The sequence below is a fragment of the Streptomyces sp. NPDC031225 genome (assembly GCF_055570355.1).
Genome location: NZ_JBVIHJ010000002.1, coordinates 227,352 through 252,960, shown reverse-complemented (window position 1 = coordinate 252,960; position 25,609 = coordinate 227,352). Strand labels below are relative to the sequence as shown.

At 72.3% G+C, this 25,609-nt stretch carries 25 protein-coding genes and 1 pseudogene; 20 read left to right on the top strand and 6 right to left on the bottom strand.

The genetic code is table 11. The features are described from left to right. The first annotated feature begins 57 nt into the window (after nt 1–57). On the top strand, nt 58–435 hold the full coding sequence (locus ACZ48Z_RS03970; RefSeq protein WP_468734200.1) for a MerR family transcriptional regulator: 378 nt from the start codon (nt 58–60) through the stop codon (nt 433–435). 15 nt (nt 436–450) lie between these two features. On the opposite strand, the gene ACZ48Z_RS03965 is transcribed toward ACZ48Z_RS03970, so the two are convergent. After that, entirely contained in the window at nt 451–1,074 is a 624-nt protein-coding gene (locus ACZ48Z_RS03965) for a histidine phosphatase family protein (RefSeq protein WP_468734199.1), read from the bottom strand. 145 nt (nt 1,075–1,219) lie between these two features. Continuing rightward, nucleotides 1,220–2,929 (bottom strand): LPXTG cell wall anchor domain-containing protein, encoded by a 1,710-nt coding sequence (locus ACZ48Z_RS03960; protein ID WP_468734198.1) that lies wholly within the window; start codon nt 2,927–2,929, stop codon nt 1,220–1,222. A 318-nt stretch (nt 2,930–3,247) separates the two neighbouring features. Between ACZ48Z_RS03960 and ACZ48Z_RS03955 the strand changes: the two genes are divergently transcribed. Both ACZ48Z_RS03955 and ACZ48Z_RS03950 read left to right on the top strand, forming a co-directional pair. Beyond that, the gene (locus ACZ48Z_RS03955; protein WP_468734197.1) at nt 3,248–3,619 is read left to right on the top strand and encodes a holo-ACP synthase; all 372 of its coding nucleotides are present in this window, start codon (nt 3,248–3,250) and stop codon (nt 3,617–3,619) included. 123 nt (nt 3,620–3,742) lie between these two features. Beyond that, the gene (locus ACZ48Z_RS03950) at nt 3,743–3,877 is read left to right on the top strand and encodes a hypothetical protein (RefSeq protein WP_468734196.1); all 135 of its coding nucleotides are present in this window, start codon (nt 3,743–3,745) and stop codon (nt 3,875–3,877) included. Nucleotides 3,878–3,987: 110 nt separating this feature from the next. Here the strand turns inward: ACZ48Z_RS03950 and ACZ48Z_RS03945 are convergent, their stop codons facing one another. Next, entirely contained in the window at nt 3,988–4,605 is a 618-nt protein-coding gene (locus ACZ48Z_RS03945; protein WP_468734195.1) for a TOPRIM nucleotidyl transferase/hydrolase domain-containing protein, read from the bottom strand. A gap of 100 nt (nt 4,606–4,705) precedes the next feature. On the opposite strand from ACZ48Z_RS03945, the gene ACZ48Z_RS03940 reads away from it, so the two are divergent. The 6 genes from ACZ48Z_RS03940 (at nt 4,706) to ACZ48Z_RS03915 (ending at nt 10,342) form a co-directional block, all read left to right on the top strand. Further along, entirely contained in the window at nt 4,706–6,139 is a 1,434-nt protein-coding gene (locus ACZ48Z_RS03940) for an NAD(P)H-hydrate dehydratase (RefSeq protein WP_468734194.1), read from the top strand. 78 nt (nt 6,140–6,217) lie between these two features. Next, on the top strand, nt 6,218–6,913 hold the full coding sequence (locus tag ACZ48Z_RS03935; RefSeq protein WP_468734193.1) for a M23 family metallopeptidase: 696 nt from the start codon (nt 6,218–6,220) through the stop codon (nt 6,911–6,913). 74 nt (nt 6,914–6,987) lie between these two features. Next, nucleotides 6,988–8,157, top strand: a complete 1,170-nt coding sequence (gene alr / locus ACZ48Z_RS03930) for an alanine racemase (RefSeq protein ID WP_468734192.1) — start codon at nt 6,988–6,990, stop codon at nt 8,155–8,157. 141 nt (nt 8,158–8,298) lie between these two features. After that, nucleotides 8,299–9,540, top strand: a complete 1,242-nt coding sequence (locus ACZ48Z_RS03925; protein ID WP_468734191.1) for an alpha/beta fold hydrolase — start codon at nt 8,299–8,301, stop codon at nt 9,538–9,540. Then, nucleotides 9,512–10,018 (top strand): tRNA (adenosine(37)-N6)-threonylcarbamoyltransferase complex ATPase subunit type 1 TsaE, encoded by a 507-nt coding sequence (gene tsaE, locus ACZ48Z_RS03920; RefSeq protein ID WP_468734190.1) that lies wholly within the window; start codon nt 9,512–9,514, stop codon nt 10,016–10,018. Before ACZ48Z_RS03925 ends, tsaE begins: the two co-directional genes overlap by 29 nt. Before the next feature lie 141 nt (nt 10,019–10,159). After that, nucleotides 10,160–10,342: a hypothetical protein gene (locus tag ACZ48Z_RS03915; RefSeq protein WP_468734189.1), complete on the top strand. Its 183-nt coding sequence runs from the start codon at nt 10,160–10,162 to the stop codon at nt 10,340–10,342. A gap of 93 nt (nt 10,343–10,435) precedes the next feature. Here the strand turns inward: ACZ48Z_RS03915 and ACZ48Z_RS03910 are convergent, their stop codons facing one another. After that, on the bottom strand, nt 10,436–10,975 hold the full coding sequence (locus tag ACZ48Z_RS03910; RefSeq protein ID WP_468734188.1) for a hypothetical protein: 540 nt from the start codon (nt 10,973–10,975) through the stop codon (nt 10,436–10,438). 175 nt (nt 10,976–11,150) lie between these two features. On the opposite strand from ACZ48Z_RS03910, the gene tsaB reads away from it, so the two are divergent. Genes tsaB through ACZ48Z_RS03890 form a run of 4 tightly spaced genes read left to right on the top strand, consistent with a single transcriptional unit; the run spans nt 11,151 to nt 13,714 of the window. Further along, complete coding sequence (tsaB, locus tag ACZ48Z_RS03905) at nt 11,151–11,807, top strand: tRNA (adenosine(37)-N6)-threonylcarbamoyltransferase complex dimerization subunit type 1 TsaB (RefSeq protein WP_468734187.1); 657 nt, start codon at nt 11,151–11,153, stop codon at nt 11,805–11,807. Next, a complete protein-coding gene (locus tag ACZ48Z_RS03900) occupies nt 11,804–12,382 on the top strand; it encodes a GNAT family N-acetyltransferase (RefSeq protein ID WP_468734186.1) in 579 nt (192 codons plus the stop codon). Before tsaB ends, ACZ48Z_RS03900 begins: the two co-directional genes overlap by 4 nt. Beyond that, nucleotides 12,375–13,460, top strand: coding sequence for a tRNA (adenosine(37)-N6)-threonylcarbamoyltransferase complex transferase subunit TsaD (gene tsaD / locus ACZ48Z_RS03895; RefSeq protein WP_468734185.1), 1,086 nt, complete (start codon nt 12,375–12,377; stop codon nt 13,458–13,460). The genes ACZ48Z_RS03900 and tsaD overlap by 8 nt, the downstream gene beginning before the upstream one ends. Continuing rightward, nucleotides 13,457–13,714, top strand: coding sequence for a hypothetical protein (locus tag ACZ48Z_RS03890; protein WP_468734184.1), 258 nt, complete (start codon nt 13,457–13,459; stop codon nt 13,712–13,714). The genes tsaD and ACZ48Z_RS03890 overlap by 4 nt, the downstream gene beginning before the upstream one ends. A 70-nt stretch (nt 13,715–13,784) precedes the next feature. Here ACZ48Z_RS03890 and ACZ48Z_RS03885 read toward each other — a convergent pair whose 3' ends face one another. Continuing rightward, nucleotides 13,785–16,091 carry a beta-xylosidase/alpha-l-arabinosidase gene (locus ACZ48Z_RS03885; RefSeq protein WP_468734183.1) on the bottom strand — a complete coding sequence of 769 codons (2,307 nt, stop codon included), beginning with the start codon at nt 16,089–16,091 and terminating at the stop codon, nt 13,785–13,787. A 128-nt stretch (nt 16,092–16,219) separates the two neighbouring features. Here ACZ48Z_RS03885 and ACZ48Z_RS03880 point away from each other — a divergent pair, with 128 nt between their 5' ends. The 7 genes and pseudogenes from ACZ48Z_RS03880 (at nt 16,220) to ACZ48Z_RS03850 (ending at nt 24,390) form a co-directional block, all read left to right on the top strand. Further along, nucleotides 16,220–17,284 (top strand): LacI family DNA-binding transcriptional regulator, encoded by a 1,065-nt coding sequence (locus ACZ48Z_RS03880; protein WP_468734182.1) that lies wholly within the window; start codon nt 16,220–16,222, stop codon nt 17,282–17,284. 309 nt (nt 17,285–17,593) lie between these two features. After that, nucleotides 17,594–17,749, top strand: a pseudogene (locus tag ACZ48Z_RS03875) (cellulose binding domain-containing protein); the annotation flags it as partial. 148 nt (nt 17,750–17,897) lie between these two features. Next, on the top strand, nt 17,898–18,896 hold the full coding sequence (locus ACZ48Z_RS03870; RefSeq protein WP_468734465.1) for an LCP family protein: 999 nt from the start codon (nt 17,898–17,900) through the stop codon (nt 18,894–18,896). Nucleotides 18,897–18,979: 83 nt separating this feature from the next. Beyond that, nucleotides 18,980–20,389 carry an FG-GAP-like repeat-containing protein gene (locus ACZ48Z_RS03865; RefSeq protein WP_468734181.1) on the top strand — a complete coding sequence of 470 codons (1,410 nt, stop codon included), beginning with the start codon at nt 18,980–18,982 and terminating at the stop codon, nt 20,387–20,389. A gap of 171 nt (nt 20,390–20,560) precedes the next feature. After that, a complete protein-coding gene (locus ACZ48Z_RS03860; protein WP_057607866.1) occupies nt 20,561–20,917 on the top strand; it encodes a YciI family protein in 357 nt (118 codons plus the stop codon). 47 nt (nt 20,918–20,964) lie between these two features. Further along, nucleotides 20,965–22,233, top strand: coding sequence for an RNA polymerase sigma factor (locus tag ACZ48Z_RS03855; RefSeq protein WP_468734180.1), 1,269 nt, complete (start codon nt 20,965–20,967; stop codon nt 22,231–22,233). Between the two features lie 114 nt (nt 22,234–22,347). Then, entirely contained in the window at nt 22,348–24,390 is a 2,043-nt protein-coding gene (locus ACZ48Z_RS03850) for a cell wall-binding repeat-containing protein (RefSeq protein WP_468734179.1), read from the top strand. Here the strand turns inward: ACZ48Z_RS03850 and ACZ48Z_RS03845 are convergent. After that, complete coding sequence (locus tag ACZ48Z_RS03845; protein ID WP_468734178.1) at nt 24,368–25,561, bottom strand: THUMP-like domain-containing protein; 1,194 nt, start codon at nt 25,559–25,561, stop codon at nt 24,368–24,370. The two genes, ACZ48Z_RS03850 and ACZ48Z_RS03845, sit on opposite strands and share 23 nt — an antisense overlap. Nucleotides 25,562–25,609: the final 48 nt, after the last annotated feature.

The following is a 25,609-nucleotide window of genomic DNA, read 5'->3' as shown; positions in this document are numbered from 1 at the left end:
TGACGTTAACGTCAGAGGCAAGTGCGGGTCTTCAGGGCCGCGATGAGGGGATTCACCATGACCGCCACAGACGCCGCGACCGAGCGGCTGATCCGCATCGGAGAGGTGGCGCGGGGCGCCGGGGTCTCGGTACGCGCCGTGCGCTACTACGAGCAGCAGGGGCTGCTCATCGCGGAGCGCAGCCCGTCCGGCCAGCGCCTCTACCGGCAGGATGCCGTTACCCTGGTCCGTTTCTTCCAGCAGATGTTCGCCGCCGGCCTGACCAGCCGAAGGATCATGGAACTCCTTCCGTGCTGGGTCTCCGGGCACACCGACGTCGACCAGCGAGCCATGCTGCGCGCCGAGCGGGACCGCATCCAGGCCAAGGTCGACGACCTGCAGGCTGCCCTGGACCGTCTCGACGAGGTCATCGCGATCACGGACACGCACCCGTAGGCACGGCCGGGGCGTTCAGATCTGCAGCTCGGGAGGGAAGCCTGTCCAGCGCAGTTCGGCGGGCAGGTGCCGCATGTCGTTGGAGACGAGGACGGAGGCGGGGCGGCCGGGCGCGTACCGGATGACCGTGAGCGCCGCGTTGCCGTGGTTGAGGCCGAGCCAGCGCCACTTCGGCGCGTGCATGGCGTCCCGGACGAGCCAGGCGACGAGGAAGTTGTGGGTGATGACCAGGTCGTGCCGGTCCTCCTCGCCGGCCACCGGGCCGGTGAACAGGTCCAGCGCCCGGTGGGCCAGCGCGGCACCCTGCTCCCGCTCCTCGTCGGTGGTGTCGGCGAGGAATTGAAGGTAGAAGTCCGCTGATTCGGCGGGGAGTTCGTCCCTCGGGGGCACGTAGGGGACGTAGTCGCCCGCGACCTCCGAGATGCGTGCGGGGACGTTCTTCAATTGCTCGCCGACCAGGCGGGCGGTCTGTTCCGCCCGCGGGAGCGGACCGTGATGGAGGGCTGTGAAGGGGATGCCCTGAAGGCGCCGACCGAGCAGTGTCGCCTGCTGTCGGCCCGCCTCCGTCAGCCCGCTCTCGTCAGGCAACGCCTCCCCGTGCCGGGCGAGATAGAGGTAACGGGTGGCCGTGCTGGTCATCCGGGTTTCCTTTGCTCGACAGATACGCCGCTCGAAAGGGTGAACGTACTCCATACGTCCGGATGGGATCCGTGAGGCCGACGGCCCGGCGCGCACGCCACGGGTGGGTGGCGTTGCTGCCGGGCCGTCAGTCACTCACGCGGTCTCACTTCCCGTGCAAAGCCTTGCGGCGACGTCCGCGAAGCACCAGCACGCCGCCGGCAGCGATGACCAGCAGGCCACCGAAGGCGCTGTACGTGACAGCGCTGCTCGCCCCGGTGGAAGCCAGGCCGCCGGACGTGCTGCTCGGGGTCGGCCGGCCGACGAGTGCGCCGATCTCCCCCTGCGCACGGGTCCCGGTCGTGCCGGTGGCGGAGACAACCGGCGCGGGAGCGGTCGGCGTGGGGGCGGGCGACGGCTTGTCAGCGGTGGTCCCCGACGCGGACTTCAGCTGAAGAGTCGTGATCGAGTACGGCGGCAGCGTCTGTGCGACCGCCGTGCCCCGCTTCGCCGTCTTCAGGGCGGTGCCTCCCTTGGCATACGAAACGGTCGTGACCGCCCCTGCGGCCGGGGTGAATCCGGCGTACGAGAGCGACACCTGCGCCGCGTTCTGCGGGCTCTTGTTGATCAGCATGACGTTCAGAGCGCCGTTGCCGCTCCGCACCGCGTGCACGGCGACCGAAGAGTTGCCCGAGGACGACTTGACCATGGTGTCGCCGGGCCGCGCCAGTGCGGTCAGCGAGCGGATGCCCCAGTAGGTGGGGAAGGGCGTCTCGCGCGGCGGTTCACACTTCCCCCCGGCGCAGGTTCCGGCGGAGAGCACACCCCCGTCCTGGTAGTCGGTCTGGCCGTTGACGGTGGTGGGTGCGTCGCCCGAGCCGTTGTGCAGGTTCCACCAGTCCACGTGGGTGGCACCCTGCTCGAACCAGGTCATGTAGGTGTCCGGTGCGAACAGGGCCGAGGCCTGGCTGGTCAGGGCGGGCGAGAAGGCGGTGTCGGTCTCGGTGACCGCGATCTCCACCGAAGCGGCTCGCGAGCCCGCGTACTTGGCGATCAGCGAGCGCAACGAGGACCTGACACCGGTGATCCGGGAGGGGGTGTTCAGCAGGTCGGCCGTGGTTTTGCCGCCCGGATACCAGTGGACGATGACGAAGTCGATCGAGCGTCCCGCGATGGAGAGCACCGTGTTGTTCCAGTCGGCGCTGTCACCGGGAGCCTTTTCCTTGTCCGGCCAGAAGCCGGGGGTGGTGAGCACCGCTCCGATCTTCACCTTCGGGTCCACGGCCTTCATCGCCTTCGCGTAGGCGACCAGGTTCTTCCCGTACTCCTTCGGGCTCTTGTCGGCGTGGTTGTCGGTTTCCCAGCCCTTGCCGTTGCTGTAGTGCCCGTTGCCGTAGACCTCGTTGCCGATCTCCCAGTACTTCACGCCGTAACCCTTGTCGACGTTGGCGTACTTGACCCAGTCGGCGGCCTCCTGGGGGGTGCCGGAGCCGTAGTTCGCGGTCAGGATCGGCTGGGCGCCGACCTTCTTCGCGGTGGCCATGAAGCTGTCGAAGTCGGTGTTGGGTACGATCCAGCCGCCGTTGCCCATGGTGTGGGTCTTCCAGTGGAAGTCGTCCGCGCCGGAGCCGCCGGGATAGCGAAGCTGTCGAACTCCCGCGGCCTTCATCAGCGATGACACCTTGGCGTCCCCCATGTGCTCGTCGCCGACGCCCGTGTTGATGCCGGCACCGCTGCTGGGCACCGTGCCCAAGGAGGTACCGGCATCCACACGGATGCCGACGGTCGAGGCGGCGTCCGCGCTGGGCGCCAGGGCGCCGACACCGGCCGAGGCGGCGAGCACCGCCACCGCCCCCGCGAGAAGGCGCCGGCGCATCCGGCTACGGCGGGGCGTGCGACCCCGAGGCATCGGCTGCTCGGCGGATCTCGGGTCGTCTGATGACACTTGTGGAGCTCCGATCGGGTGGTGACACAGAGGGCGTAGCGCCGCTGACCACGGCTCGCCCTCGTCGGTACAGCCCTATGTGGCCGCTCGGAGCGGAAAGGTTGCCATCTCAATGATCTTTTTCGCCGAGAGGCGGTCGCACCGTCTCACCGGCCCCGGTGACCCGGTGCCCCGGTGACGGCATCCCCGTGCCGGCTCGTGACCGGAGAGCCGGGCCCCGGGGTGTCGGGCGGATCGTAGAGTGCGCGGATGAGCATCATCGGGGTCGGTATCGACGTTGCCGAGATCGAGCGGTTCGCGGCGTCGCTGGAGCGTACGCCGGGGATGGCCCGGCGGTTGTTCCTGGACAGCGAGCTGTTGCTGCCCAGCGGCGAGCGTCGGGGCGTGGCCTCGCTCGCCGCCCGCTTCGCCGCCAAGGAGGCGCTCGCCAAAGCCCTCGGGGCGCCGGCCGGGCTGCACTGGACCGACGCCGAGGTGTACGTCGAGGACAGTGGGCAGCCCCGGCTGCGGGTGACCGGGACCGTGGCCGCGCGGGCCGCCGTTCTCGGGGTGCGGTCGTGGCATGTGTCGCTCAGCCATGACGCGGGGGTGGCGTCGGCCGTGGTGATCGCGGAGGGGTGAGACCCCCGAACCCGGGCGGCCTGTATGGCGGTGGGTGAAGGGGGCACTCGGCTGTTCGGCAGCACGACCGGCTGAGCCGGTTCCGACTCGCCGGGGAGGGGTTCCATGGAGGGCATGGCGGACATGCAGGCTGCGACAGACCGCATCGGTCTCGCCTACAAGGGCTTGGGAGGGGTTCCCATCTGGGTGATCGTCGCGATCATCGTGCTCGTCACGGTCTGGGCGCTGGTCGGAGCGGTCCGTCGCCACCGTTCCTAGGGGGACTCGGGGGCCCGTATACGTACTCAACGTCGTCGGCCTCTTCTGCGGGTGGGTGTGGGTGGGCAAGGCTCGCCGCGGTCGATCCGGCTGATGCCCGTCCCGCCCCTTCACAGCGACGCGAACAGTTCGTCCAGCGGGGCCGGGACCCGGTCGGGGGCGAGGGCCTCGACCAGGAGGTGGCCGTAGCGGATCTTGCGGCCCTTCTTCGTGCCGAGGAAGCGGCGGAGCTGCTGGTGGCGGGGGCGGTCGTGCTGGGCGGGCTGGGAGAGGAAGGTCTGCCAGGGGCGCAGGTCGCCCTCCGTCTCCACGATCTCCTCGACGCGTGCCGTGCCCAGCGCGCGGATGAGTTCGTCCTCCAGGTCCGACACGCACACGAACACCGCCGGGTCCACTGCTCCCGCCCGCTCCAGGCCGCGGTCGTAGAAGGGGCGTTCGCGTTCGTCGCACAGGCCCGTCAGGCGCAGGCCCAGGCCGGGTGGGCCGAGGAGGGCGGCGTAGCGGGCGACGCTCATCGCGCCGCCCATCGACACGGCGGCCACCCCTTCCGCGGCCAGGTCCCGGTCACGGCGTGCGGCCAGCGTCTCGACCGCCGCGAGGTCGCTCGGGCCCTCCAGCAGGACCGCTGTCCGTACCCCCAGTTGGCCCGCCAGATCCCTCGCCTGCTCACCGGAACCGCCGTTCGCCCAGCCGTCGACCGCGTCCCGGAACGCCCCCATGTCTGCCATACAGGGAGTCTGCACCCCGGGCCGTCGGCACGGCACCTGATATCCGGCGGACCGGGCCCGCCCTGTTCGGCTTCGCCCGGGACGGGGGAGACTCGGACCCATGCGTACTGCGTACAGCGTGGAGACGGTCAGGGCGGCCGAGCGGGACCTGATGGCCCGGCTGCCGGAAGGCGCGCTCATGCAGCGGGCGGCGGCCGGGCTGGCCGCGGCCTGCGCGGATCTGCTGGGGCGGGTGTACGGCCGTCGGGTCGTGCTGCTCGTCGGGAGCGGCGACAACGGCGGGGACGCCCTCTACGCGGGCGCGCGGCTCGCGAGGCGCGGGGCCGGGGTCGCCGCGGTGCTGCTCGCGCCCGAACGGGCCCACACCGGCGGGCTCGACGCGCTGAAGCGGGCCGGAGGGCGGGCCGTGGGAGTCGACGGCGCCGACGAACTGATCCGACGAGCCGACCTCGTCCTCGACGGGATCGTCGGCATCGGAGGCAAGGGCGGACTGCGGCCCGACGCGGCCCGGCTGGCCGAGGCCGCCGACACGGCGGGTGTCGCCGTCGTCGCCGTGGATCTGCCGAGCGGGGTCGACGCCGACACCGGGGAGGTGCGCGGGGCTGCCGTGCGGGCCGACCTGACCGTGACGTTCGGGACGCACAAGCCGGGGTTGCTCGTCGATCCCGCGCGGGAGTACGCCGGGTCGGTGCGGCTCGTCGACATCGGCCTCGCCCTGCCCGGCGAGGCCGAACTGGAGGCCCTCCAACACGCCGATGTGCGGCGGCTGTTGCCGGTGCCCGGCGGGGAGAGCGACAAGTACCGGCGAGGCGTCGTCGGGATCGCCGCCGGGTCCGCGCGGTACCCGGGCGCGGCCGTGCTCGCCGTGTCCGGGGCGCTGCGGGGCGGTGCCGGGGCCGTGCGGTACGTCGGGCCCGCCGGGGACGCCGTGCTCGCCCGCTTTCCCGAGACCCTCGTCTCCGACCGGGGACCGAAGCACGCCGGACGCGTGCAGGCGTGGGTCGTCGGGCCGGGAGCCGGTGATGACGCCACGGCCGTCGCCGAGGTGCTGGCGTCGGACGTGCCGGTCCTCGTCGACGCGGACGGACTGCGGCTCGCCGACCGCGACGCCGTACGCGCGCGTACCGCGCCGACCCTGATGACCCCGCACGCCGGAGAGGCCGCCGCGCTCCTCGGGGTGCCGCGCGAGGAGGTCGAGGGGGCCCGGCTGGCCTCGGCGCGGGAGCTCGCCGCCCGCTACGGCGCGACCGTGCTGCTCAAGGGCTCGACCACGCTGGTCGCCGACGCCGGGGGCGGGGCCGTACGCGTGAACCCGACCGGGACGGCTTGGCTGGCCACCGCCGGCAGCGGGGACGTGCTGTCGGGTCTCGCGGGGTCTCTGCTCGCGTCCGGGCTCGGCGCCCTGGACGCCGGCAGCGTGGCCGCGTATCTGCACGGGCTGGCCGGGCGGTTCGCGGCGGACGGGGCGCCGGTGGGGGCGCACGAGGTGGCGGAGGCCGTTCCGGCGGCCTGGCGGGACGTGAGGGACGCATGAGCGTGAACTAACACCTGATGGGACTAATGCCGGTCGGCCGAGTGTGCGGAGCCGAAAGGGCGATGTTTCGCTGGCCGCATGGATGAGCCACACATACACGGCACCACGCGGCGTGAGTTGCTCGGCGGCGCGGCGGTCGTTCTGGGGAGTCCCGTTCTCGGTTTCCACGGTGATCCGCAGGATCCGCCCGACCCGCAGCAGTCGCAGGACCCGCCCGGCGAGCCGGACCCGCAGGATCTGTCGGATCCGTCCGGCGAGGAACCCGGCGGCAGTTGCGGCAGCGACTACGACGCCGAATTCGAGGAACTGCTGGCAGCCGCCGAGGAACCCGAGGACGTCGGGGCCGGCGACCGCTCCCTCGCCGCCGCCAAATGGGCTCGCCCCATACGGAAGCGGGCCCGGGTGACGATGCGTTACCGGGTGCGCGGCAACTGGCTGGTCGGCTACCACACCGGAGTGGATCTTGCAGTGCCGAAGGGCACCCCGCTGTACGCGGTGGGCACCGGCGTCGTCGTCCTGGCCAGCTGGTCGGGGTCGTACGGGAAAGCCGTGACGATCAAGATGAGCGACTCCCGCTACGTCGTCTACGGCCATCTCTCGCGCATCTCGGTCGCGCGCGGGGCCAAGGTCAAAGCCGGGACGCGGATAGGGAGCAGCGGCAGCACCGGGCGCGCCACCGGCCCGCATCTGCACTTCGAGGTCCGCGCCCGCCGACCGTACGGTTCGGACATCGACCCGGTGAAGTACCTGGCCAGGCACGGTCTCACCCTGTGACGCACACGCGTGTGCGCATCACCGGGGATGTGCTCAGCGGTGGTGTCGGTCGCCTCTGAGACACTGGGGGCGCCATGAACGAGACAGCAACTGCCCCGACCGCACCGCTCCGCGCCCGTGCCGAGATCGACCTGGCCGCGCTGCGGGCCAATGTGCGGGCCCTGCGCGCCCGTGCGTCGGGGGCCGCCCTCATGGCCGTGGTCAAGGCCGACGCGTACGGCCACGGCGCGGTGCCGTGCGCCCGTGCGGCGGTCGAGGCGGGCGCGCAGTGGCTGGGCACCGCCACGCCGGAGGAGGCCCTCGCGCTGCGCGGGGCCGGACTTCCGGGGCGGATCATGTGCTGGCTGTGGACACCCGGCGGACCCTGGCGGGAGGCGATCGAGGCCGACCTCGACGTGTCCGTCAGCGGGATGTGGGCGCTGCGGGAGGTCACGGAGGCGGCCCGGCAGGCCGGTGTCCCCGCGCGCGTGCAGCTCAAGGCGGACACCGGGCTCGGGCGGGGCGGCTGCCAGCCCGGCGAGGACTGGGCCGAGCTGGTCGCGCGGTCACTGGACGCCGAGGCCGACGGCCTCCTCCGGATCACCGGCCTCTGGTCGCACCTCGCCTGCGCCGATGAGCCCGGGCACCCCTCCGTCGCCGCCCAGCTCACCCTCTTCCGGGAGATGGTGGCGTACGCCGAGGGCCGGGGCGTCCGCCCCGAGGTGCGGCACATCGCCAACTCACCCGCCACGCTCACCCTTCCGGAGAGCCACTTCGACCTCGTCCGCACCGGCATCGCGGTCTACGGCATCTCGCCCAGCCCCGAGACCGGCGGCCCCGCCGACTTCGGACTGCGACCGGTGATGACGCTGTCGGCGTCGATCGCGCTGGTCAAGCGAGTACCGGGCGGCCATGGGGTCAGTTACGGCCACGGCTATGTCACCCCCGGCGCAACGACCCTCGGCCTTGTGCCCGTCGGCTACGCGGACGGCATCCCGCGGCACGCCTCCGGGGCCGGCCCGGTGCTGGTCGACGGCAAATGGCGCACGGTGGCCGGACGGATCGCCATGGACCAGTTCGTCGTGGACCTCGGCGGCGACGAGCCCCCGGCCGGCACCCGGGCCGTGCTCTTCGGCCCCGGCGACCGGGGCGAGCCCACCGCCGAGGACTGGGCGCAGGCCGCGGGCACCATCGCCTACGAAATTGTCACCCGCATCGGAACACGCGTTCCCCGCGTCTATGTGAATGAGGAACAAGCGGGGTAAGCGCACAGTGCGTCCGACCACGGCGCGTGCGAGAACGGCGCGTCCGGGAACACCTACGTCAGTGCCCTCACGAGTGCCACGGGCAGCACTGGCACTATCAGCATCACCGGCATCACTTGACCCAGCGAACAGGAGCGGTACGTGAGCGAGAGCAGTGCGGAGGCCGCCGCGTCGGTGGCCCTCGCCTCCGCCACGGGGGCGGGCGCCGGCTGGCGGCGGGCGACCGGGTTCGCGGGCGCCGCGATAGGGGTCGTCGCCGCGGGCGCCGCGGCCGGTGTGGCCATCGAGCGGCTCACCGTCGGGCGCGGAATGCGGCAGAAGGCGCGACTGGCCCTCGACTCGACCGGGCCGTACGGCGCCCTGCGTGGCACACCCGGCAAGGCGCTCGCCGACGACGGCACCGCGCTCTACTACGAGGTCGACGACGTCGACCCGGAGGCCGCGCCCGCCCTGTCGCCCCGCAGGCGCCGCCTGTTCGGGCGCAAGGCCCCCGCTCCGGTCACCGTCGTCTTCAGCCACGGCTACTGCCTCAGCCAGGACTCCTGGCACTTCCAGCGCGCGGCCCTCAGAGGCGTCGTACGGACGGTGCACTGGGACCAGCGCAGCCACGGGCGGTCCGGACGCGGGGTGCGGCAGGTGCAGGACGGGGTGCCGGTCGACATCGAGCAGCTGGGCCGCGACCTGAAGGCCGTCATCGACGCGACCGTGCCGCAGGGGCCGATCGTCCTCGTCGGGCACTCCATGGGCGGGATGACCGTCATGGCACTGGCCGACCAGTACCCCGAGCTGATCCGCGACCGGGTGGTCGCGGTGGCCCTTGTCGGCACGTCGTCGGGACGGCTCGGCGAGGTCAACTTCGGCCTGCCCGTCGCGGGCGTCAACGCCGTACGGCGGGTGCTGCCGGGCGTCCTCAAGGTGCTCGGGCAGCGAGCCGACCTCGTGGAGAAGGGACGGCGGGCCACCGCCGACCTGTTCGCCGGGATCATCAAGCGCTACTCCTTCGCGTCCCGGGACGTCGACCCGGCCGTGGTCCGGTTCGCCGAGCGGATGATCGAGGGCACCCCGATCGACGTGGTCGCCGAGTACTACCCGGCGTTCGACAACCACGACAAGACCGCCGCCCTCGCCCACTTCGTGGACAAGCCGGTGCTCGTGCTGTCCGGGGTGGGGGACATGGTCACCCCGAGCGAGCACAGCGAGGCGATCGCCTCCCTGCTGCCGGAGGCGGAACTGGTGCTGGTCCCGGACGCCGGACATCTGGTCATGCTGGAACACCCGGAAGCGGTCACCGACCGCCTCGCCGACCTGCTCACCCGCGCGGGGGCGGTGCCCGCAGGGGCTACCGTTGGCGGTTATGGAAGCAGTACCGCGCAACCCGGTTGAGACCGAGCTGACCGTCACCTCCCCCGAGCAGATGCGCGAGCTGGGCCTGAAGCTCGCCAAGCTGCTGCGCGCCGGGGACCTCGTGATGCTCAGCGGAGAGCTCGGCGCGGGCAAGACGACGCTGACCCGCGGGCTCGGTGAGGGACTCGGGGTGCGAGGGGCGGTCACCTCGCCGACCTTCGTGATCGCCCGGGTGCATCCCTCCCTGGGGGACGGGCCGCCGCTCGTCCACGTCGACGCGTACCGCCTGGGCGGCGGGCTCGACGAGATGGAGGACCTCGATCTCGACGTGTCGCTGCCGGAGTCGGTGATCGTCGTGGAGTGGGGCGAGGGCAAGGTCGAGGAGCTGACCGACGACCGGCTCCAGGTGCAGATCCACCGCGCGGTCGGCGACACCACCGACGAGGTACGGCACGTGACGCTGACGCCGGTCGGTGAGCGGTGGACCGCGGCCGACCTGAGCGTGCTCACGGCCTGAGCGCCGCCCGCGCATCGCGTGAACGTTCCGACAACGCGTCGGCAAGATGTTGCGTTCGGCGTCTTGTGCGTGGTCACATGGTACCCACCTCGTAGTTAGGTCTACCTAACCACGCCCGCCCCCGAACTTCAGGAGGCGTCCATGGAAGCCACCGAGAACCGTCAGCAGCCGCAGTCGCAGCCGTACGCGATCGTCGGCGGCCTGTCCATGCGCGATCTGCTGGCGTCCTGCGCGGCGGCGGAGGCCGTCTCGACGCCGCCGCGGGTGCCCGATCCGGGGACCGGCCGCCGGGCCACCGGGCACGAACGCCCCAGGGCCGCCTGAGCGGTCCTTCGGGCACGAATGCCCCGGGCTCGCCGCGGAGGTCCGAGGGCAGGCGGACGCCCCGGGGCCGCCCCGGAGGTCCGAGGGCAGGCCCTAGCGGATCACCACGACCTTCGCGCCGATCGTCGCGAAGGCCCACATCGCGTCGCCGTCCTCAGGGGACTCCCGGATGCCCCCCGTCCGCGCGGTGGAGGCATCGGCCGCCGCGTCGTCGAGGGCCGAGCTGAAGCCGACGGCCACGCCGTCGACGCCGGTGAAGCGGACCACGTGCTCGACGGGCGTGCCGTCGGTGCCGGTCACGGCTCCCGACCGGGAGGTGACCGTGTAGACGCCGGGGGCGGGGTGGATGTTTCCCGGGGTGACCGGGAAGGTGCGGGTGACCAGGTCGCCGGGTGCGACGAGCCAGACGCGGTCGTCGTCCAGGGAGTACACGACGCGGGCGCCCGTGCCGGAGCTCGGCGGGAGGGCGGTGGGGTGCCGCTTGTCCCGGGGGACCTTGGAGACGGTGGCCACGGGGACGTCACCGGTGTGTGCGCGGGTGGGCACCGTCGCGGAGGCCTGGTAGGCGAGGAAACCGACCGTCGCCACGGCCGCTGCGGTGAGGGCGGTCACGAAGGCTGCGTTGCTGGGCACCGGGCACCTCTTGAGCAGTTGGTCCTGATTTGTGGCGACCGTAGCAGTTGCCGGCCGTGTGCTGCGTCGTCGTGGCCTGTCGCGCGCACGCGGCGGAGCCGCTGTCGATACAGCCCCGCGCCCCTTAAAAGCGGTCTGCGGCCGCGTCGCCTCTCAGGAGCCGTAGGCTGTTTGCGTGCTCTTGCTCGCTCTGGATACCGCCACCCCCGCCGTGACCGTCGCCCTGCATGACGGAGGGGACGTCGTCGCCTCCTTCAGCCAGGTGGACGCGCGCCGGCACGGGGAGCTGTTGTTGCCGGCCGTCGACCGGGTGCTCGCGGACGCGGGGGTGAAGCTGGACGCCGTCACCGGGATCGTCGTCGGCGTCGGACCCGGTCCCTACACCGGGCTGCGCGTCGGGCTCATGACCGCGGACACCTTCGGGCTCGCGCTCGGAATCCCCGTGTACGGGATGTGCACCCTGGACGGGCTCGCCCACGCCGCCGACCCGGGCGACGGACCCTTCGTCGTGGCGACCGACGCGCGGCGCAAGGAGGTCTACTGGGCGCGCTACGAGGACTCCCGTACGCGCACCGGGGAACCCGCCGTCGACCGGCCCGCCGACATCGCCGAGCAGGTCAGGGGACTGCCCGCGGTCGGCGCCGGGGCGCTGCTCTACCCCGAGGTATTCCCGGACGCCCGCGAGCCCGAGTACGTCTCGGCCGCCTCGCTCGCCGCCCTCGCCGCCGAACGGCTCGCCGCCGGGGTGGAGCTGCCCGCGCCCCGGCCGCTGTATCTGCGGCGGCCCGACGCCCAGGTGCCCAAGAACTACAAGGTGGTCACCCCCAAGTGACCACACCCGTGAATCCCGTGCTGCGTGAGATGCGCTGGTGGGACATCGACCCCGTCCTGGAACTGGAGAAGGACCTCTTCCCGGAGGACGCCTGGTCCCGGGGCATGTTCTGGTCCGAGCTCGCGCACTCCCGGGGACCCGCGGCGACCCGGCGGTACGTCGTCGCCGAGGCGGGCCGACGGCTCGTCGGGTACGCGGGGCTCGCCCTCGCCGGCACCGCGGCCGACGGCGACCCCGGCAACGGCTCCGACGGCGGCCCGGGCGCCGGGGCCGACGTACAGACGATCGCCGTCGCCCGCGACCACTGGGGCACCGGACTGGGCTCGGTGCTGCTGACCGAACTGCTGCGGGCCGCGACCGACTTCGAGTGCGCCGAAGTGATGCTGGAGTGCCGGATCGACAACATCCGCGCCCAGAAGCTCTACGAGCGCTTCGGCTTCGAGGCCATCGGGTTCCGGCGCGGCTACTACCAGCCGGGCAACGTGGACGCCCTGGTCATGCGGCTGACCACAGCATCCGACAGCGGCCTGGCTTCAGGACCGACATCCGAACGGGGAACCGAGATCAATGGCTGACGAACCGCTTGTCCTGGGTATCGAGACCTCCTGTGACGAGACCGGCGTCGGCATCGTCCGGGGCACCACCCTGCTGGCCGACGCCATCGCGTCCAGCGTGGACGAGCACGCCCGCTTCGGCGGCGTGGTGCCGGAGGTGGCCAGCCGGGCGCACCTGGAGGCCATGGTCCCCACCATCGAGCGCGCCCTGAAGGAAGCGGGCGTCAGCGCCAGGGACCTCGACGGCATCGCCGTCACCGCCGGTCCCGGACTCGCCGGCGCCCTGCTCGTCGGGGTCTCCGCCGCGAAGGCGTACGCCTACGCCCTCGGCAAGCCCCTCTACGGCGTCAACCACCTCGCCTCCCACATCTGCGTCGACCAGCTGGAGCACGGGCCGCTGCCCGAGCCGACGATGGCGCTGCTCGTCTCCGGCGGGCACTCGTCCCTGCTGCTGTCCTCGGACATCACCTCCGACGTCCGGCCCATGGGCGCCACCATCGACGACGCGGCCGGTGAGGCCTTCGACAAGATCGCCCGCGTGCTGAACCTCGGCTTCCCCGGCGGTCCGGTCATCGACCGGTACGCGCGCGAGGGCGACCCGTCGGCCATCGCGTTCCCGCGCGGTCTGACCGGGCCGCGCGACCCGGCGTACGACTTCTCCTTCTCCGGGCTCAAGACGTCGGTCGCCCGCTGGATCGAGGCCAGGCGGGCCGCGGGGGAGGAGGTGCCGGTGCGTGACGTGGCCGCGTCCTTCCAGGAGGCGGTCGTGGACGTGCTGACCCGCAAGGCCGTGCGGGCCTGCAAGGACCAGGGCGTCGACCACCTGATGATCGGCGGCGGCGTCGCCGCCAACTCCCGGCTGCGGGTCCTCGCCCAGGAGCGCTGCGAGGCCGCCGGGATCCGGCTGCGGGTACCGCGTCCCAAGCTGTGCACCGACAACGGCGCGATGGTCGCCGCCCTCGGTGCGGAGATGGTGTCCCGCAACCGGGCCGCCTCCAGCTGGGACCTGTCCGCCGACTCCTCCCTGCCGGTGACCGACCCGCATGTCCCGGGCCACGACCACGTGCACGAGGTCAGCAAGGAGAACCTGTACTCGTGACGGTCGCGTTGATGTGGGAGGCCCGGGCGGCCGAGGGACGCGCTGAGGAACTCCTCGCCTGGGCCCGCCGCCAGGACCTTCCCGTACGACCGCTGCGGCGCGAGACCTTCCGGGCGCCGCAGGACCGCGTCCTCGTGCTCACGTGGTGGGACGCGCCCTACGACGCAGAGCTGCCCGAACTCCCCGAGCCGGACGGCGAGTTGGTCGCCCGGGCGGTGCACCGGTGGCGGTTCGAGTCGCTGGGGGCGGACTGAGCCGCCCGGTGCGGGCTGACACGGGGGCGCGCAGAGCCGAGCGCAGGCCGAGCTCACCCCCGTGCCGACCTCACCCCGTCCCCGACACCTCCGTCTCGCAGCGCAGCCGCCTGTCCGGGCCCAACTCCCGCACCGGGCCCGTGAGAAGCAGCCGGGCCGTGTGCCGGGTGTCCGCGCTCGACGCCGCCAGCCGCAGCTCCAGGTCGCCCGGTTCGACCACCCGGCGGCCCTTGCGGTCGGTGAACGCCGACAGGTCGGCGTGGAAGCGGAACGTGACACGGCGGGACTCGCCCGGGTCCAGCTCCAGCCGCCGGTAGCCGATCAGGCGGACGTCCGGCCGGGTCACCGAGGCCACCGGGTCGTGCAGATACAGCTGGACGACCTCGGCGCCCGCGCGGTCCCCCGTGTTGCGGACGGTGAGGGCGAGGTCGTAGGAGCCGTCGGTGGTGATCCGCGGCGCCGATCCCTCGAAGTCCTCCCAGGCGAACTCCGTGTACGAGCGCCCGTGTCCGAAGGCGTACAGCGGGGTCGGGTCCAGGTTGCTGGCCCCGCCCGCGAGGCCGAGCGGCGGCTGGAGGTAGGTCCAGGGCTGGCCGCCGGGCAGCTGCGGGACGCTCACCGGAAGGCGGCCCGAGGGGTTCACCCGGCCCGACAGTACTCCCGCGACCGCCGGGCCGCCCTCCTCGCCCGGGAAGAACGCCTGGACGACCGCGCCGAGCCGGCCCTGCCAGCGGCCGAGCGCGTAGGGGCGGCCGGTCAGCAGGACCAGCACGACCGGGACGCCCGTCGCGACCAGGGCGTCCAGCAATGCCGCTTGTACGCCCGGCAGTTGAAGATCCGTCACATCGCAGCCCTCGCCCGACGTGCCCCGCCCGAACAGGCCCGCCCGGTCGCCGAGCACCGCCACGCAGACGTCCGCCTCGGCCGTCCGCGCCACCGCCTCCTCGAAACCGGCGGTGTCCGGGTCGTCGACCCCGCAGCCCTCGGTGAACGTCACCTTGGCGTCGGGGAGTTCGGTGCGCAGGGCCTCAAGGACCGTGGGGACCTCGATGCCCATCGGCACGTCGGGATGGTGGGTCAGGACATGGGAGGGGAAGGAGTAGCAGCCGAGCATGGCGAGGGCGTCGGCGGCGCGGGGGCCGACGACCGCGATCCGGGTGTCGGGGGCCAGCGGGAGCAGCCCGGCCGGGTTGTCGAGGAGGACCACCGACTCCTCGGCGAGACGGCGGGCCAGCGCGCGGTTCGCCGTCGAGTCGAGGTCGATGCGCTCGGCGGGCTCGGGGTTCCAGTTCTCGTCGAGGAGGCCCAGCTCGCACTTCTGGAGCAGGACCCGGCGGACCGCCCGGTCGATCAGGGACTCGGGGACCTCTCCCGCCCGGACCGCCTCGATGAGCGGCCTGCCGTAGCACTTCACCGTCGGCAGTTCGACGTCCAGGCCCGCCTCCAGCGCCGCGTGGGCCGCGCCCGCCTCGGAGCCGGCGATCCGGTGCTGGGTCTGCAGGAAGCCGACGCCGAAGTAGTCGGCGACCACCGTGCCGGTGAACCCCCAGGCCTCGCGCAGGAGTTCCGTCAGCAGGCCGGGGTCGGCGGAGGCCGGGACGCCGTCCGTGTCGGTGTACGCGGCCATCACCGAGCGGGCCCCGCCCTCGCGCAGGGCGAACTCGAAGGGCGGGAGGGTGATGTCGGCGAACTCCCGGACGCCCGCGCGTACGGGCGCGAGGTTGCGGGCGCCGGCCGAGGAGGCGTACCCGGCGAAGTGCTTGAGCGTGGCGACGACCCCCGTCGACTCCAGGCCCCGGACATACGCCGCGCCGATCGTGCCCACCAGGTACGGGTCCTCGCCGATCGTCTCCTCGACCCGTCCCCAGCGCGGGTCGCGGACGACGTCCAGAACGGGAGCCAGGCCCTGGTGGACCCCGACCGTGCGCAGGTCGCGGCCGATGGCGCCGGCCATCTCCTCGACCAGTGCGGCGTCCCAGCTCGCGCCCCAGGCCAGCGGGACCGGATAGGCCGTGGCCCGCCAGGTGGTGAAGCCGGCCAGGCACTCCTCGTGCGCGAGCGCGGGAATGCCGAAGCGGCCGGCGTCGACGATACGGCGCTGGGCGCGGGCCAGTGCCTGCGCGCCCAGCGCCGGGTCCACGGGGGCGGTGCCGAAGGGCCGGGTGAGCTGACCCAGGCCCTGGGTGATCAGCTCGTCCCAGTCGTACTCGGCGGTCATCTCGCTCTGCAGGGGAGCCACTCCGTCCCCGTCCGCGCTGGCGCCCACCCACACGCCGTACAGCTGGGCGGTCTTCTCCTCGAGGGTCATCCGGGAGAGAAGGTCGTCGACGCGGGCGGCGGCGGTCAGGGCGGGGTCACGCCAGGGCGCGGTGGTCATGTAACTCCTGTCGGGCTCGACGTCGGGTCGACCTTCGCGAATGTTTCGAGCTGTCATCCGAATGTTTTGGGAACCTAGGGCCGTCGAGAGGGTTCGTCAAGAGGTCGCGCAGGGATACGATCGCCGCCATGACACCCCCGGAGCCCGCTGAAACCCGGACGACTTCCCCTGCGGCAGGACGGTCGGGCCAGACCGCGACCCTTGCCGAGATCGCCCGTGAGGCGGGCGTATCGGCGCCGACAGTTTCGAAGGTCCTCAACGGCAGAGCCGATGTCGCGCCCGCGACCCGCAGCCGCGTCGAGGACCTGCTGCGCGCCCACGGCTACCGGCGCCGCCGCGCCGAGGCGAGCCGTTCGCCCCTGATCGACCTGGTCTTCCACGAGCTGGAGAGCGCGTGGGCGATGGAGGTCATCCGGGGCGTGGAGAACGTGGCGCGCGACGCGGGACTGAGTGTCGTGCTGAGCGAGAGCGCGGGCCGGCTCACCCCCGGGCGCACCTGGGCCGACCAGGTCGCCGCCCGCCGCCCCCACGGTGTGATCCTCGTGCTGTCCGGGCTCGACGAGTCCCAGCGCGCACTCCTCGGCAGCAGGTCGATCCCGTTCGTGGTGATGGACCCGGCGGGCGATCCCGGCGCCGACGTGCCCTCGATCGGCGCCACCAACTGGCAGGGCGGGCTCGCCGCCACCCGGCACCTCGTCGAGCTGGGACACGTCAGGATCGGTGCGATCAGCGGGCCGTCCCGGATGATGTGCAGCCGCGCCCGCGTCGACGGCTACCGGGCCGCCCTGGAGACCGCCGGGCTGCCCGTCGACCCCGCGCTGATCATGGCCGGCGACTTCCACCACGAGACCGGCTACCGCCAGGGCCTGGAACTCCTGCGCCGCCCGGACCGGCCCACCGCGGTCTTCGCCGGCAACGACCTCCAGGCCCTCGGCCTGTACGAGGCCGCGCGCGAACTGGGGCTGCGCATTCCGGAGGACCTGAGCGTGGTCGGGTTCGACGACCTTCCGGTGGCTCCCTGGGTCGGCCCGCCGCTGACGACCGTACGACAGCCCCTGACCGAGATGGCCGAGGCCGCGGCCAAGCTGGTGCTCGACCTGGGCCGGGACGACGGAAACCAGGCGGCGACCCGAGTGGAACTGGCCACGAGCCTGGTGGTGCGCAGCAGTACGGGGGGGCCGCCGGCGGTTTGACCGGGGGTGTCGCGGTGGGCGGGGCCGGCGGTGCGGGGTGGTGCGACCGGTTGTGGGGCGGGGTGCGGGTGCGTCGTGGCTGGTCGCGCAGTTCCCCGCGCCCCTGGGTGGGGGTGGTGGACGCGTCTTCAGTCGTACGGCGTGGCTGGGGTGCGGCAGGGGTGGTGTGGTTGAGGGGTGGGCTATTGACGGGTGGGGTGCCCGTGCCCACTCCCCTCCGAAGTCAATCGGTTGTTCGACCGAAACTTTCGGAGGCGCCCGCAATGAGATCTCTGAGATCCGGCTTGCCCCTCGCGGCACTCGTCACCTGAGGCCTGGAACGCGACCTGCACCCAGTCCGGCGCGGCGGTCAGCTGCTCGAACGCCTCCTGCAACGGGACGGTTCCGGACGGCGGCTCGGTGGCCTTCGGATTCAATGGCTCGTGGCGTGGCAGCAACCCGGTACCCGCCCTTGAGCTGGGGTGATGACCGCATGAGAAGTCTGAGAATTTCCGAAGTAATCCCCTCTGAAGGTTCCTGCCCGTAATAATTCGGAATTACGTTCCTCCGTGTGACTGCGACGGGACAGGAAGAGAGCGGAGACGCCGGCATAAGACCGGGCCGGCGGCCGGGACTGCTGAAGGCCGCCGGCCTCGGTCTGGCGGGCCTCCTGGTGCTCGGCATCGGGACGGCCGGCTGGGTCTACTGGCATCTGAACGCCAACATCAAGAGCGTCGACATCAACAGCGCGCTCGGCGACGACCGCCCCGCGAAGGCGGTCACCACGCCCACCCCGTCCGGCACCGCCTCCGCCGCCCCCCTGCCCACCGAAGCCGTGAACATCCTGGTCCTCGGCTCGGACTCGCGCAGCGGCAAGGAGAACCAGGCGCTCGGCGGCGGCAGCAGCACCGGCGCCCGGTCCGACACCGCGATGGTCGTGCACATCGACGCGGGGCGGACCACGGCCACCGTCGTCAGCATCCCGCGCGACACCCTCGTCACCCGCCCGTCCTGCCCCCTGTCGAGCGGTGGCTCCACGGCGGTGGCGTACGGCGCGATGTTCAACAGCGCCTACTCGGCGGGCGGTCCGGTGTGCGCGGTCAAGACCGTCGAGTCGATCACGGACGTCCGCATGGACCACTACGTCGAGATCGACTTCTCGGGCTTCGCGAAGCTGGTGAACGCGCTCGGCGGGGTCACGGTGACCACGGACGAGGACATCGACGACAACGACAGCCACCTGCATCTGAAGGCCGGCACCCACCACCTCGACGGCAAGACGGCCCTCGCGCTCGCCCGCACCCGGCACGGCATAGGCGACGGCAGCGACCTGGGCCGCATAGGCCTCCAACAGAAGCTGGTGAAAGCTCTGTTGGAGCAGATCTCGTCGACGAACCTCCTCACCAGCCCCACCAAGCTGTACTCCGTCGCCGACGCGCTCACCGGCAGCCTCACCACCGACACCGGCCTCGACTCGCTGGCCGAGCTGATGAGCCTCGGCGAGAGCCTGAAGGGCCTGTCGAGCGACGAGGTGAAGACGGTGACCATGCCGGTCGTGACCGCGCCCTCGAACCCCAACCGGGTGGTGGCGGAGGAGCCGGCGGCGAGCAAGCTGTGGGAGTCGCTCCGCTGAGGAATCGGACAACTGTTGCAACCATCGGGCGTCCAGGGGTGTCTGTTGCGGTGACCACACTGCAGTAACCAGGGGGAACACCTATGTCCAGCTCGCGTTCGTACACAGCATGGTCCGTACCGCTGATCGCCGGAGTGCTCGCGCTCGGCGGGATCCCCGCCCTCGCCGGCAGCGCCGTGGCGGCCGAATCGAAGGCCGTCCAGGACGACTTCAACGGCGACGGCTACAAGGACCTCGCCGTCGGCGCCCCGATCGCCACCATCGACGGCAAGCAGGGGGCGGGCTACGTCACCGTCATGTACGGCGGCCCGCACGGCCTGACCAAGGACCACCGCACCATCATCAGCCGTTCCACCAGCGGAATCCCGGGCGATCCCGCCGCGGGCGAGAACTTCGGCTACCAGCTGTCCACGGGGGACCTGGACGGCGACGGGCGCACCGACCTGATCATCGGTCAGGCCTCCTCGACCCGGGACGCGGTCGTCGTCTGGGGCGCCAAGGAGGGCCTGTCCGGCGGGGTGTCCGTGCCCGCGGCGACCACCCAGGCGGGCGACTTCGACGGCGACAGCTGGCCGGACCTGGTCCTGTTCCGCGGCGGCCGCTCCCCGGGCGACGACCCGCTGGGAACCGAGGCCACCGTCTGGCGGGGCCCGATCTCCAGGGCCGGGAAGCCGACCGCCACGCAGGACTTCGGCTCGACCAAGGTGGAGCCCTTCGACGTGATGTCCGCCGCCGCCGGGGACGTCAACGGCGACGGCCGCGACGACCTCGCGCTGACCGTCTACCTCGGAGACGGCGGCGTCGGCTCCCAGCTCTACCTGTCCAACGCCTCGGGAGGCGCCTTCACCTATGCCGCCGGCCCCGAGGGCAGCGGGCAGGTGGCCTTCGGCGACGTCAACGGCGACGGCTTCGACGACGTCGTCCGGGGCGTCCCGAACGAGTCCACGGTCACCGTGGCCCTCGGCTCCGCCTCCGGTCTGAAGCCGGCGTCGACCTGGAAGTCGTACAGCCAGGACACCGAGGGGGTCCCCGGCGCCACGGAGGAGGAGGACCGTTTCGGCGACGCGGTTTCCGCCCGTGACGTCAACGGTGACGGCTACGCCGACGTGGCCGTGGGCGCGCCCGGCGAGGCGCTCGGCGACAAGGGCGGGGCGGGCATGGTCAACGTCCTCTACGGCAGCCACGACGGCCTGACCGGCAATGCCGCCCAGGGCTTCACCCAGGACACCGAGGGCGTCCCCGGTGCCGCGGAGTCGAGCGACAACTTCGGCGGCTCGGTCAGCCTCCTCGACATCAACGGCAACGGCTACGCGGACCTCGCGGCGGCGGCGCCCCGCGAGAACCTGACGGAGGGCGACAGCACCGGTGAGGGCGCGGTCTGGTCCCTGCGGGGACGTCCGACGGGCATCGTGACGGACGCGGCGTTCACCTTCGGCCCCCGGACGGTCGGGGCGCCGGTCGCGAGGGCGTGGTTCGGCGGAGTGCTGTCCTAGCAGGTCAGGGCCCCGGATAGGGCTACGGACAGGGCCACAGACAGGGCCCCGGTCCAGGGTCCGGAAAAAATCTCCGAAGAAATCCGCGGAGCCTGTCGATTCCGGCCTCTCACGATCGACGCACTGGTGAGAGGCCGGGAAGGACCGGCCCGCAGCGACCGAGGAGTCACCATGCCGCGTTACCTGTCGATGGTGCAGATCGACGAGAAGACCGCCCCCGCCGAGGGCCCCAGCGACGCGCTGATGCAGCGCATGGGCGAGCTGATCGAGGAGATGACGAAGGCCGGGGTGCTGCTGGACACCGCCGGGCTCACGCCGACCGCGCAGGGGGCCCGGGTGCGGTGGGAGAAGGGCGAGCTGTCGGTGACGGACGGGCCCTTCACCGAGGCGAAGGAGGTCGTCGGGGGGTACGCGATCGTCCAGGCCAAGGACATGGCCGAGGCGATCGAGTGGACCAAGCGCTTCCTGAAGGTGCACGAGGAGCACTGGACGGTCACCTGCGAGGTGCGGGAGATCGCGGAGGGCTGAGCCCGCTTCCTTGGCTGGGGGACCGTACGGGTGTCGAATGGGGGGCTGTGACCACCTCACAGCCCTCCCGCACCGACGCCCGCAGCTCCGTCGAGACCGTCTTCCGCATGGAGTCGCCCCGCATCATCGCCGGCGTCACCCGTGTCGTCCGGGACGTCGGCATCGCCGAGGAACTCGCGCAGGACGCGCTGGTCGCGGCTCTTGAGCAGTGGCCGCGCGACGGCGTCCCCGACAACCCGGGCGCCTGGCTCATGGCCATCGCGCGACGCCGGGCCGTGGACCTGGTCCGGCGCCGGGAGAACTACGCCCGCAAGCTGGCCGAGATCGGCCGGGACATGTCGGACACCGCCCCGCCGGAGGAGCCGTCCGACCCCGAGGACATCGACGACGACCTGCTCAGGCTGGTCTTCACCACCTGTCATCCCGTCCTGTCCGCGGAGGCCCGCACCGCCCTCACCCTCCGTCTCCTCGGCGGCCTGACCACCCCGGAGATCGCCCGCGCCTTCCTCGTCCCCGAGGCCACGGTCGCCCAGCGGATCGTGCGCGCCAAGCGGACCCTCGCCACGAAGAACATCGCCTTCGAGGTGCCCTACGGCCCCGACCGCGAGGCCCGTCTCGGCTCGGTGCTCGACGTCATCTACCTGATCTTCAACGAGGGTTACGCCGCCACGGCAGGCGACGACTGGCTGCGTCCCTCCCTGTGCGAGGACGCCCTGCGCCTGGCCCGTCTGCTGTCCGCCCTGATGCCCAAGGAACCCGAAGTGCACGGCCTCGCCTCCCTGTTGGAGTTCCAGGCCTCCCGTACGGCAGCCCGCACCGGACCGCGCGGCGAACCGGTCCTCCTCAAGGACCAGCACCGCAGCCGCTGGAACCGCATGCTCATCGCCCGCGGCATCAAGGCCCTGGCCCGCGCCGACGCCACGGCCACCGGCGCCCCCGGCCCCTACGTCCTCCAGGCCACCATCGCCGCCTGCCACGCGCACGCGTACTCCTACGAGGAGACCGACTGGCGGGCCATCGCCACCCTCTACGGTCTGCTCGCCGCCCGCGCCCCCTCCCCGGTCGTCGAACTCAACCGGGCGGTCGCCGTCTCGATGGCCGACGGCCCGGCCCCGGCCCTGGAGATCGTCGACGCGCTCACCGGCGAACCCGCCCTGTGCGACTACCACTTGCTGCCGAGCGTGCGCGGCGATCTCCTCGCCCGCCTCGGACGGACGGCCGAGGCGCGGGCCGAGTTCGAACGGGCGGCCGCGCTGACCCGCAACGAACGGGAGCGTGAACTGCTGCTGGACCGGGCGCGGGAGTGCGGTCGGTAATCCCTTGTCGAACAGTTGCACATCAGTAAATTCGTTCCCCTGCTGTCCCGTTGGCGACCTACAGTGATCCAGTCTCTGTGTGGAGACCGTGAAAACCCTGTAGAGGATGACAACTTGAGACTGTTCACGCGCCACCGTGCCGCGGCGCTCGCGACCGCGGCGGCGCTCGCCGCGGTGGGCACCCTGGCCGCCGCGCCCGGCGCCGCCGCCGACGACGCGGGCCCCTGGCCGGGCACCGAGGGCCGGATCCTCACCGACGGGCCGGTGCTCGTCGACACCGTCACCGGCAAGCAGACCGCGGTGCCCAACACCGCCGGCTGGTATGCCGCCTGGGCCCCGGACGGCAGTCGGCTGGTCACCTCCTGGAGCCAGATCACCAGCATCCGCCCCAGCGGCGGCTCGAAGTTCGACCTGCCCTGGGCGGAGGGAATGCGCTCCAGCGCCCAGTACCAGGACCTCACCTTCTGGTGGGGTGGCCGTTACGTCGTCTTCTCCACCGGCGGCCAGCTCGCCTACGGCCCCTCCGACGCCTCCTGGGCGCCCCGCCCGCTGCTGTCGTCGGCCCTGGAGCCGTCCACCGTCTGCGACACCGACCCGACGGTGAGCCCGTCCGGCACGGTCGCCTTCGAACGCCGTATCAACTACGGCTGCTACGACAACGCCGGCGTGTACGTCTACGACCCGTCCGCCAAGACGGTCAAGCGGGTCCTCGGCAACGCCGGGCAGCCCGCATACTCGCCCGACGGCACCAAGCTGGCCTTCGTCCGCAAGGACACCGACGGCAAGCAGCAGATCTTCACGGCCAAGGCCGACGGCACCGACGTTAAGCAGCTCACCACCGGGCCCGGTTACGTCGCCAACCCGTCCTGGTCGCCCACCGGCACCCGGATCGTCTTCGACGCGCACACCACGGGCGACAGCACCGACGTGCAGACCACCGAGTACGCCGACGTCGCCACCGGTGAGCGCACGGCCGTCCCGGGCACCCCGCAGGGCGGCAACCCCAGCTGGCAGCCGCTGCGCAAGAACACCACCGCCCGGATCTGGGGATCCGGCAGCACCCCGACCGTCGTCGCGGCCTCCCGCTGGACCTGGAACAAGGTCGGCACCAGCACGCCGGGCCTGATGGACGCCAAGGCGGCCGTGCTGACCAACCAGGACAGCACCGCGTACGCGCTGACCGCGCCCGCGCTGGCCGGCAAGAAGCAGGGGCCGGTCCTCGCGACCCCGAAGGGCGGGCTGTCGGCGGCGGTGAAGGCCGAGCTGAAGCGGGTGCTGAAGCGGGGCGCCAACGTCTACCTCCTCGGCTCCCCGTCCGTCCTGAGCTCCACGGTCACCTCCCAGGTCAAGGCCCTCGGCTTCACGCCCAAGCGGCTGACCGGCGCGGACCGCTTCGCGACCTCGGTGGCCGTGGCCAAGACGATCACCACCAGCCCGAAGTACGTGTTCCTGGCCTCCGGCACCGACGCCTACGCGTCCCTCCCGGCGGCTGCCGCGGCCGGCGCCGACGGCACGAGCAGCGCGGGCGGCCTCGTCCTGACCAACGGCAAGAAGCTGTCCTCGTCGGTGAAGTCGTACCTCAACGGCCTCAACCCGGACAAGACCATGGTCATCCCGGTGGGTGCGGACGCCAGGTACGCGCTGACCCACACGGACTTCTCCCGGTGGCCGTCCTCGTACTCGTACTACCCGATCTCGGGGAAGACCAGGGCCGCCCTCTCGGTGGCCGTCGCCAAGTTCTGGTGGAGCACGCCGAGCAACGTGGCCCTCGCCTACTCCGGTTCCTGGCGTGACGGGCTGTCGGCGGCCGGGGCGATGAACATCTTCGGGCCGGTCCTGTGGACCTCCCGCGCCTCCCTCTCGCCCGAGCTGACGAGCTATCTGCTGCGCGAGTCCGCGAGCACCAACTCCGTGATCGCCTTCGGCGGTACCGGCAACCTCTCGGCGGCCACCCTCGGTTCGGCGGGCGCCTCGGTCGCCGCGAACAGCGCCCAGGTCGTCTACACGCCGTTCCGCAACGGCGACGAGCCGGCGAGCAGCCGCACGAGCGCCCTGCGCACCGGCGGCGACGTGACCCGGAACGCCACCGCGGCGCGCACCGGCCCGGTCGGCGCCGACCCGCACCTGGAGTCGCTCAGGACGGTCCAGCACCAGTAAGAGCCCTCGCGGGGGCGCCGATCAGCATGGTCGGCGCCCCCCCGACCCGGGTCAGGAACACGGTCGCCGAGTGCGGCCCGTGCTGCTTCGGCAGCGCCTTCCGTCGCAGCTCCTCCGGCTCGACGGCCGACCCCCGCTTCTTCACGGTCAGGATGCCGACCCCCCGCTCCCGCAGCAGCGCCTTCAACTTCTTGACATTGAAGGGGAGTTGATCGGTGATCTCGTAGGCGGTGGCGTACGGGGTCGGGTGCAGTGCGTCGGCGGTGACGTAGGCGATCGTGGGGTCGATCAGCCCGCCGCCCACCTCCTCGGCCACCTCGGCGACCAGGTGGGAGCGGATGACGGCGCCGTCCGGCTCGTACAAGTACCGCCCCACGGAACGGACGTCGGGATCGGGGAGCCCCCGGCCGAGCAGCGTCCGCGGTCCCGGCAGCAGGGTGGCCCGTACGGCGCCCGGCGCGGTGCCGAACCAAAGCACCGCCTCCTTCACGTCCCCGCCGTCGGAGATCCACTCCGCCTCGGCCTCCGCGGGGACCGCCTCGTGCGGAATGCCGGGGGCGACCTTCAGCGCGGCGTGCGGGGCCTTGAGCGCCGTCCGCACGGCCCATGACAGCGGCGGCGAGTACGCCTCCGGATCGAAGATCCGCCCGCGCCCGCCGCGCCGCGCGGGGTCCACGAACACGGCGTCGTACGAGGCCGTGTCGACCTCCGTGACGTCCGCCTCCCGTACGTCGATCAGGCCGGCGAGTCCCAGCGCGTCCGCGTTCGCCCGCGCGGCCGCCGCCGTCAGCGGGTCCCGGTCCACCGCGAGGACCCGGATCCCGGCCCGGGCCAGCGCGATCGCGTCACCGCCGATCCCGCAGCACAGGTCGGCGACGGAGGTCACGCCCAGGGCCCGCAGCCGCTCCGCCCGGTAGGCCGCCACGCTCGCCCGGGTCGACTGCTCGACCCCGTTCGGGGTGAAGAACATCCGCCCCGCGTCCCCGGCCCCGAACTTCGCCGCCGCCCGCTGCCGCAGCCGGGCCTGGCCGAGCGCCGCGGAGACCAGTTCGGCGGGGTGCCCGCGGCGCAGCCTGGTCGCCACGGCGAGTTCGTCGGCGGGGGCGGTGCCGCGCACTTCGTCGAGGAGGGCGCGGCCTTCGGGGGTGAGGAGGAGGTCGAGGTCGTTCACCGGGTCATTGTGGGCCAGTCGGAGGACGGCGTGCTCGGGGCGGCGGTG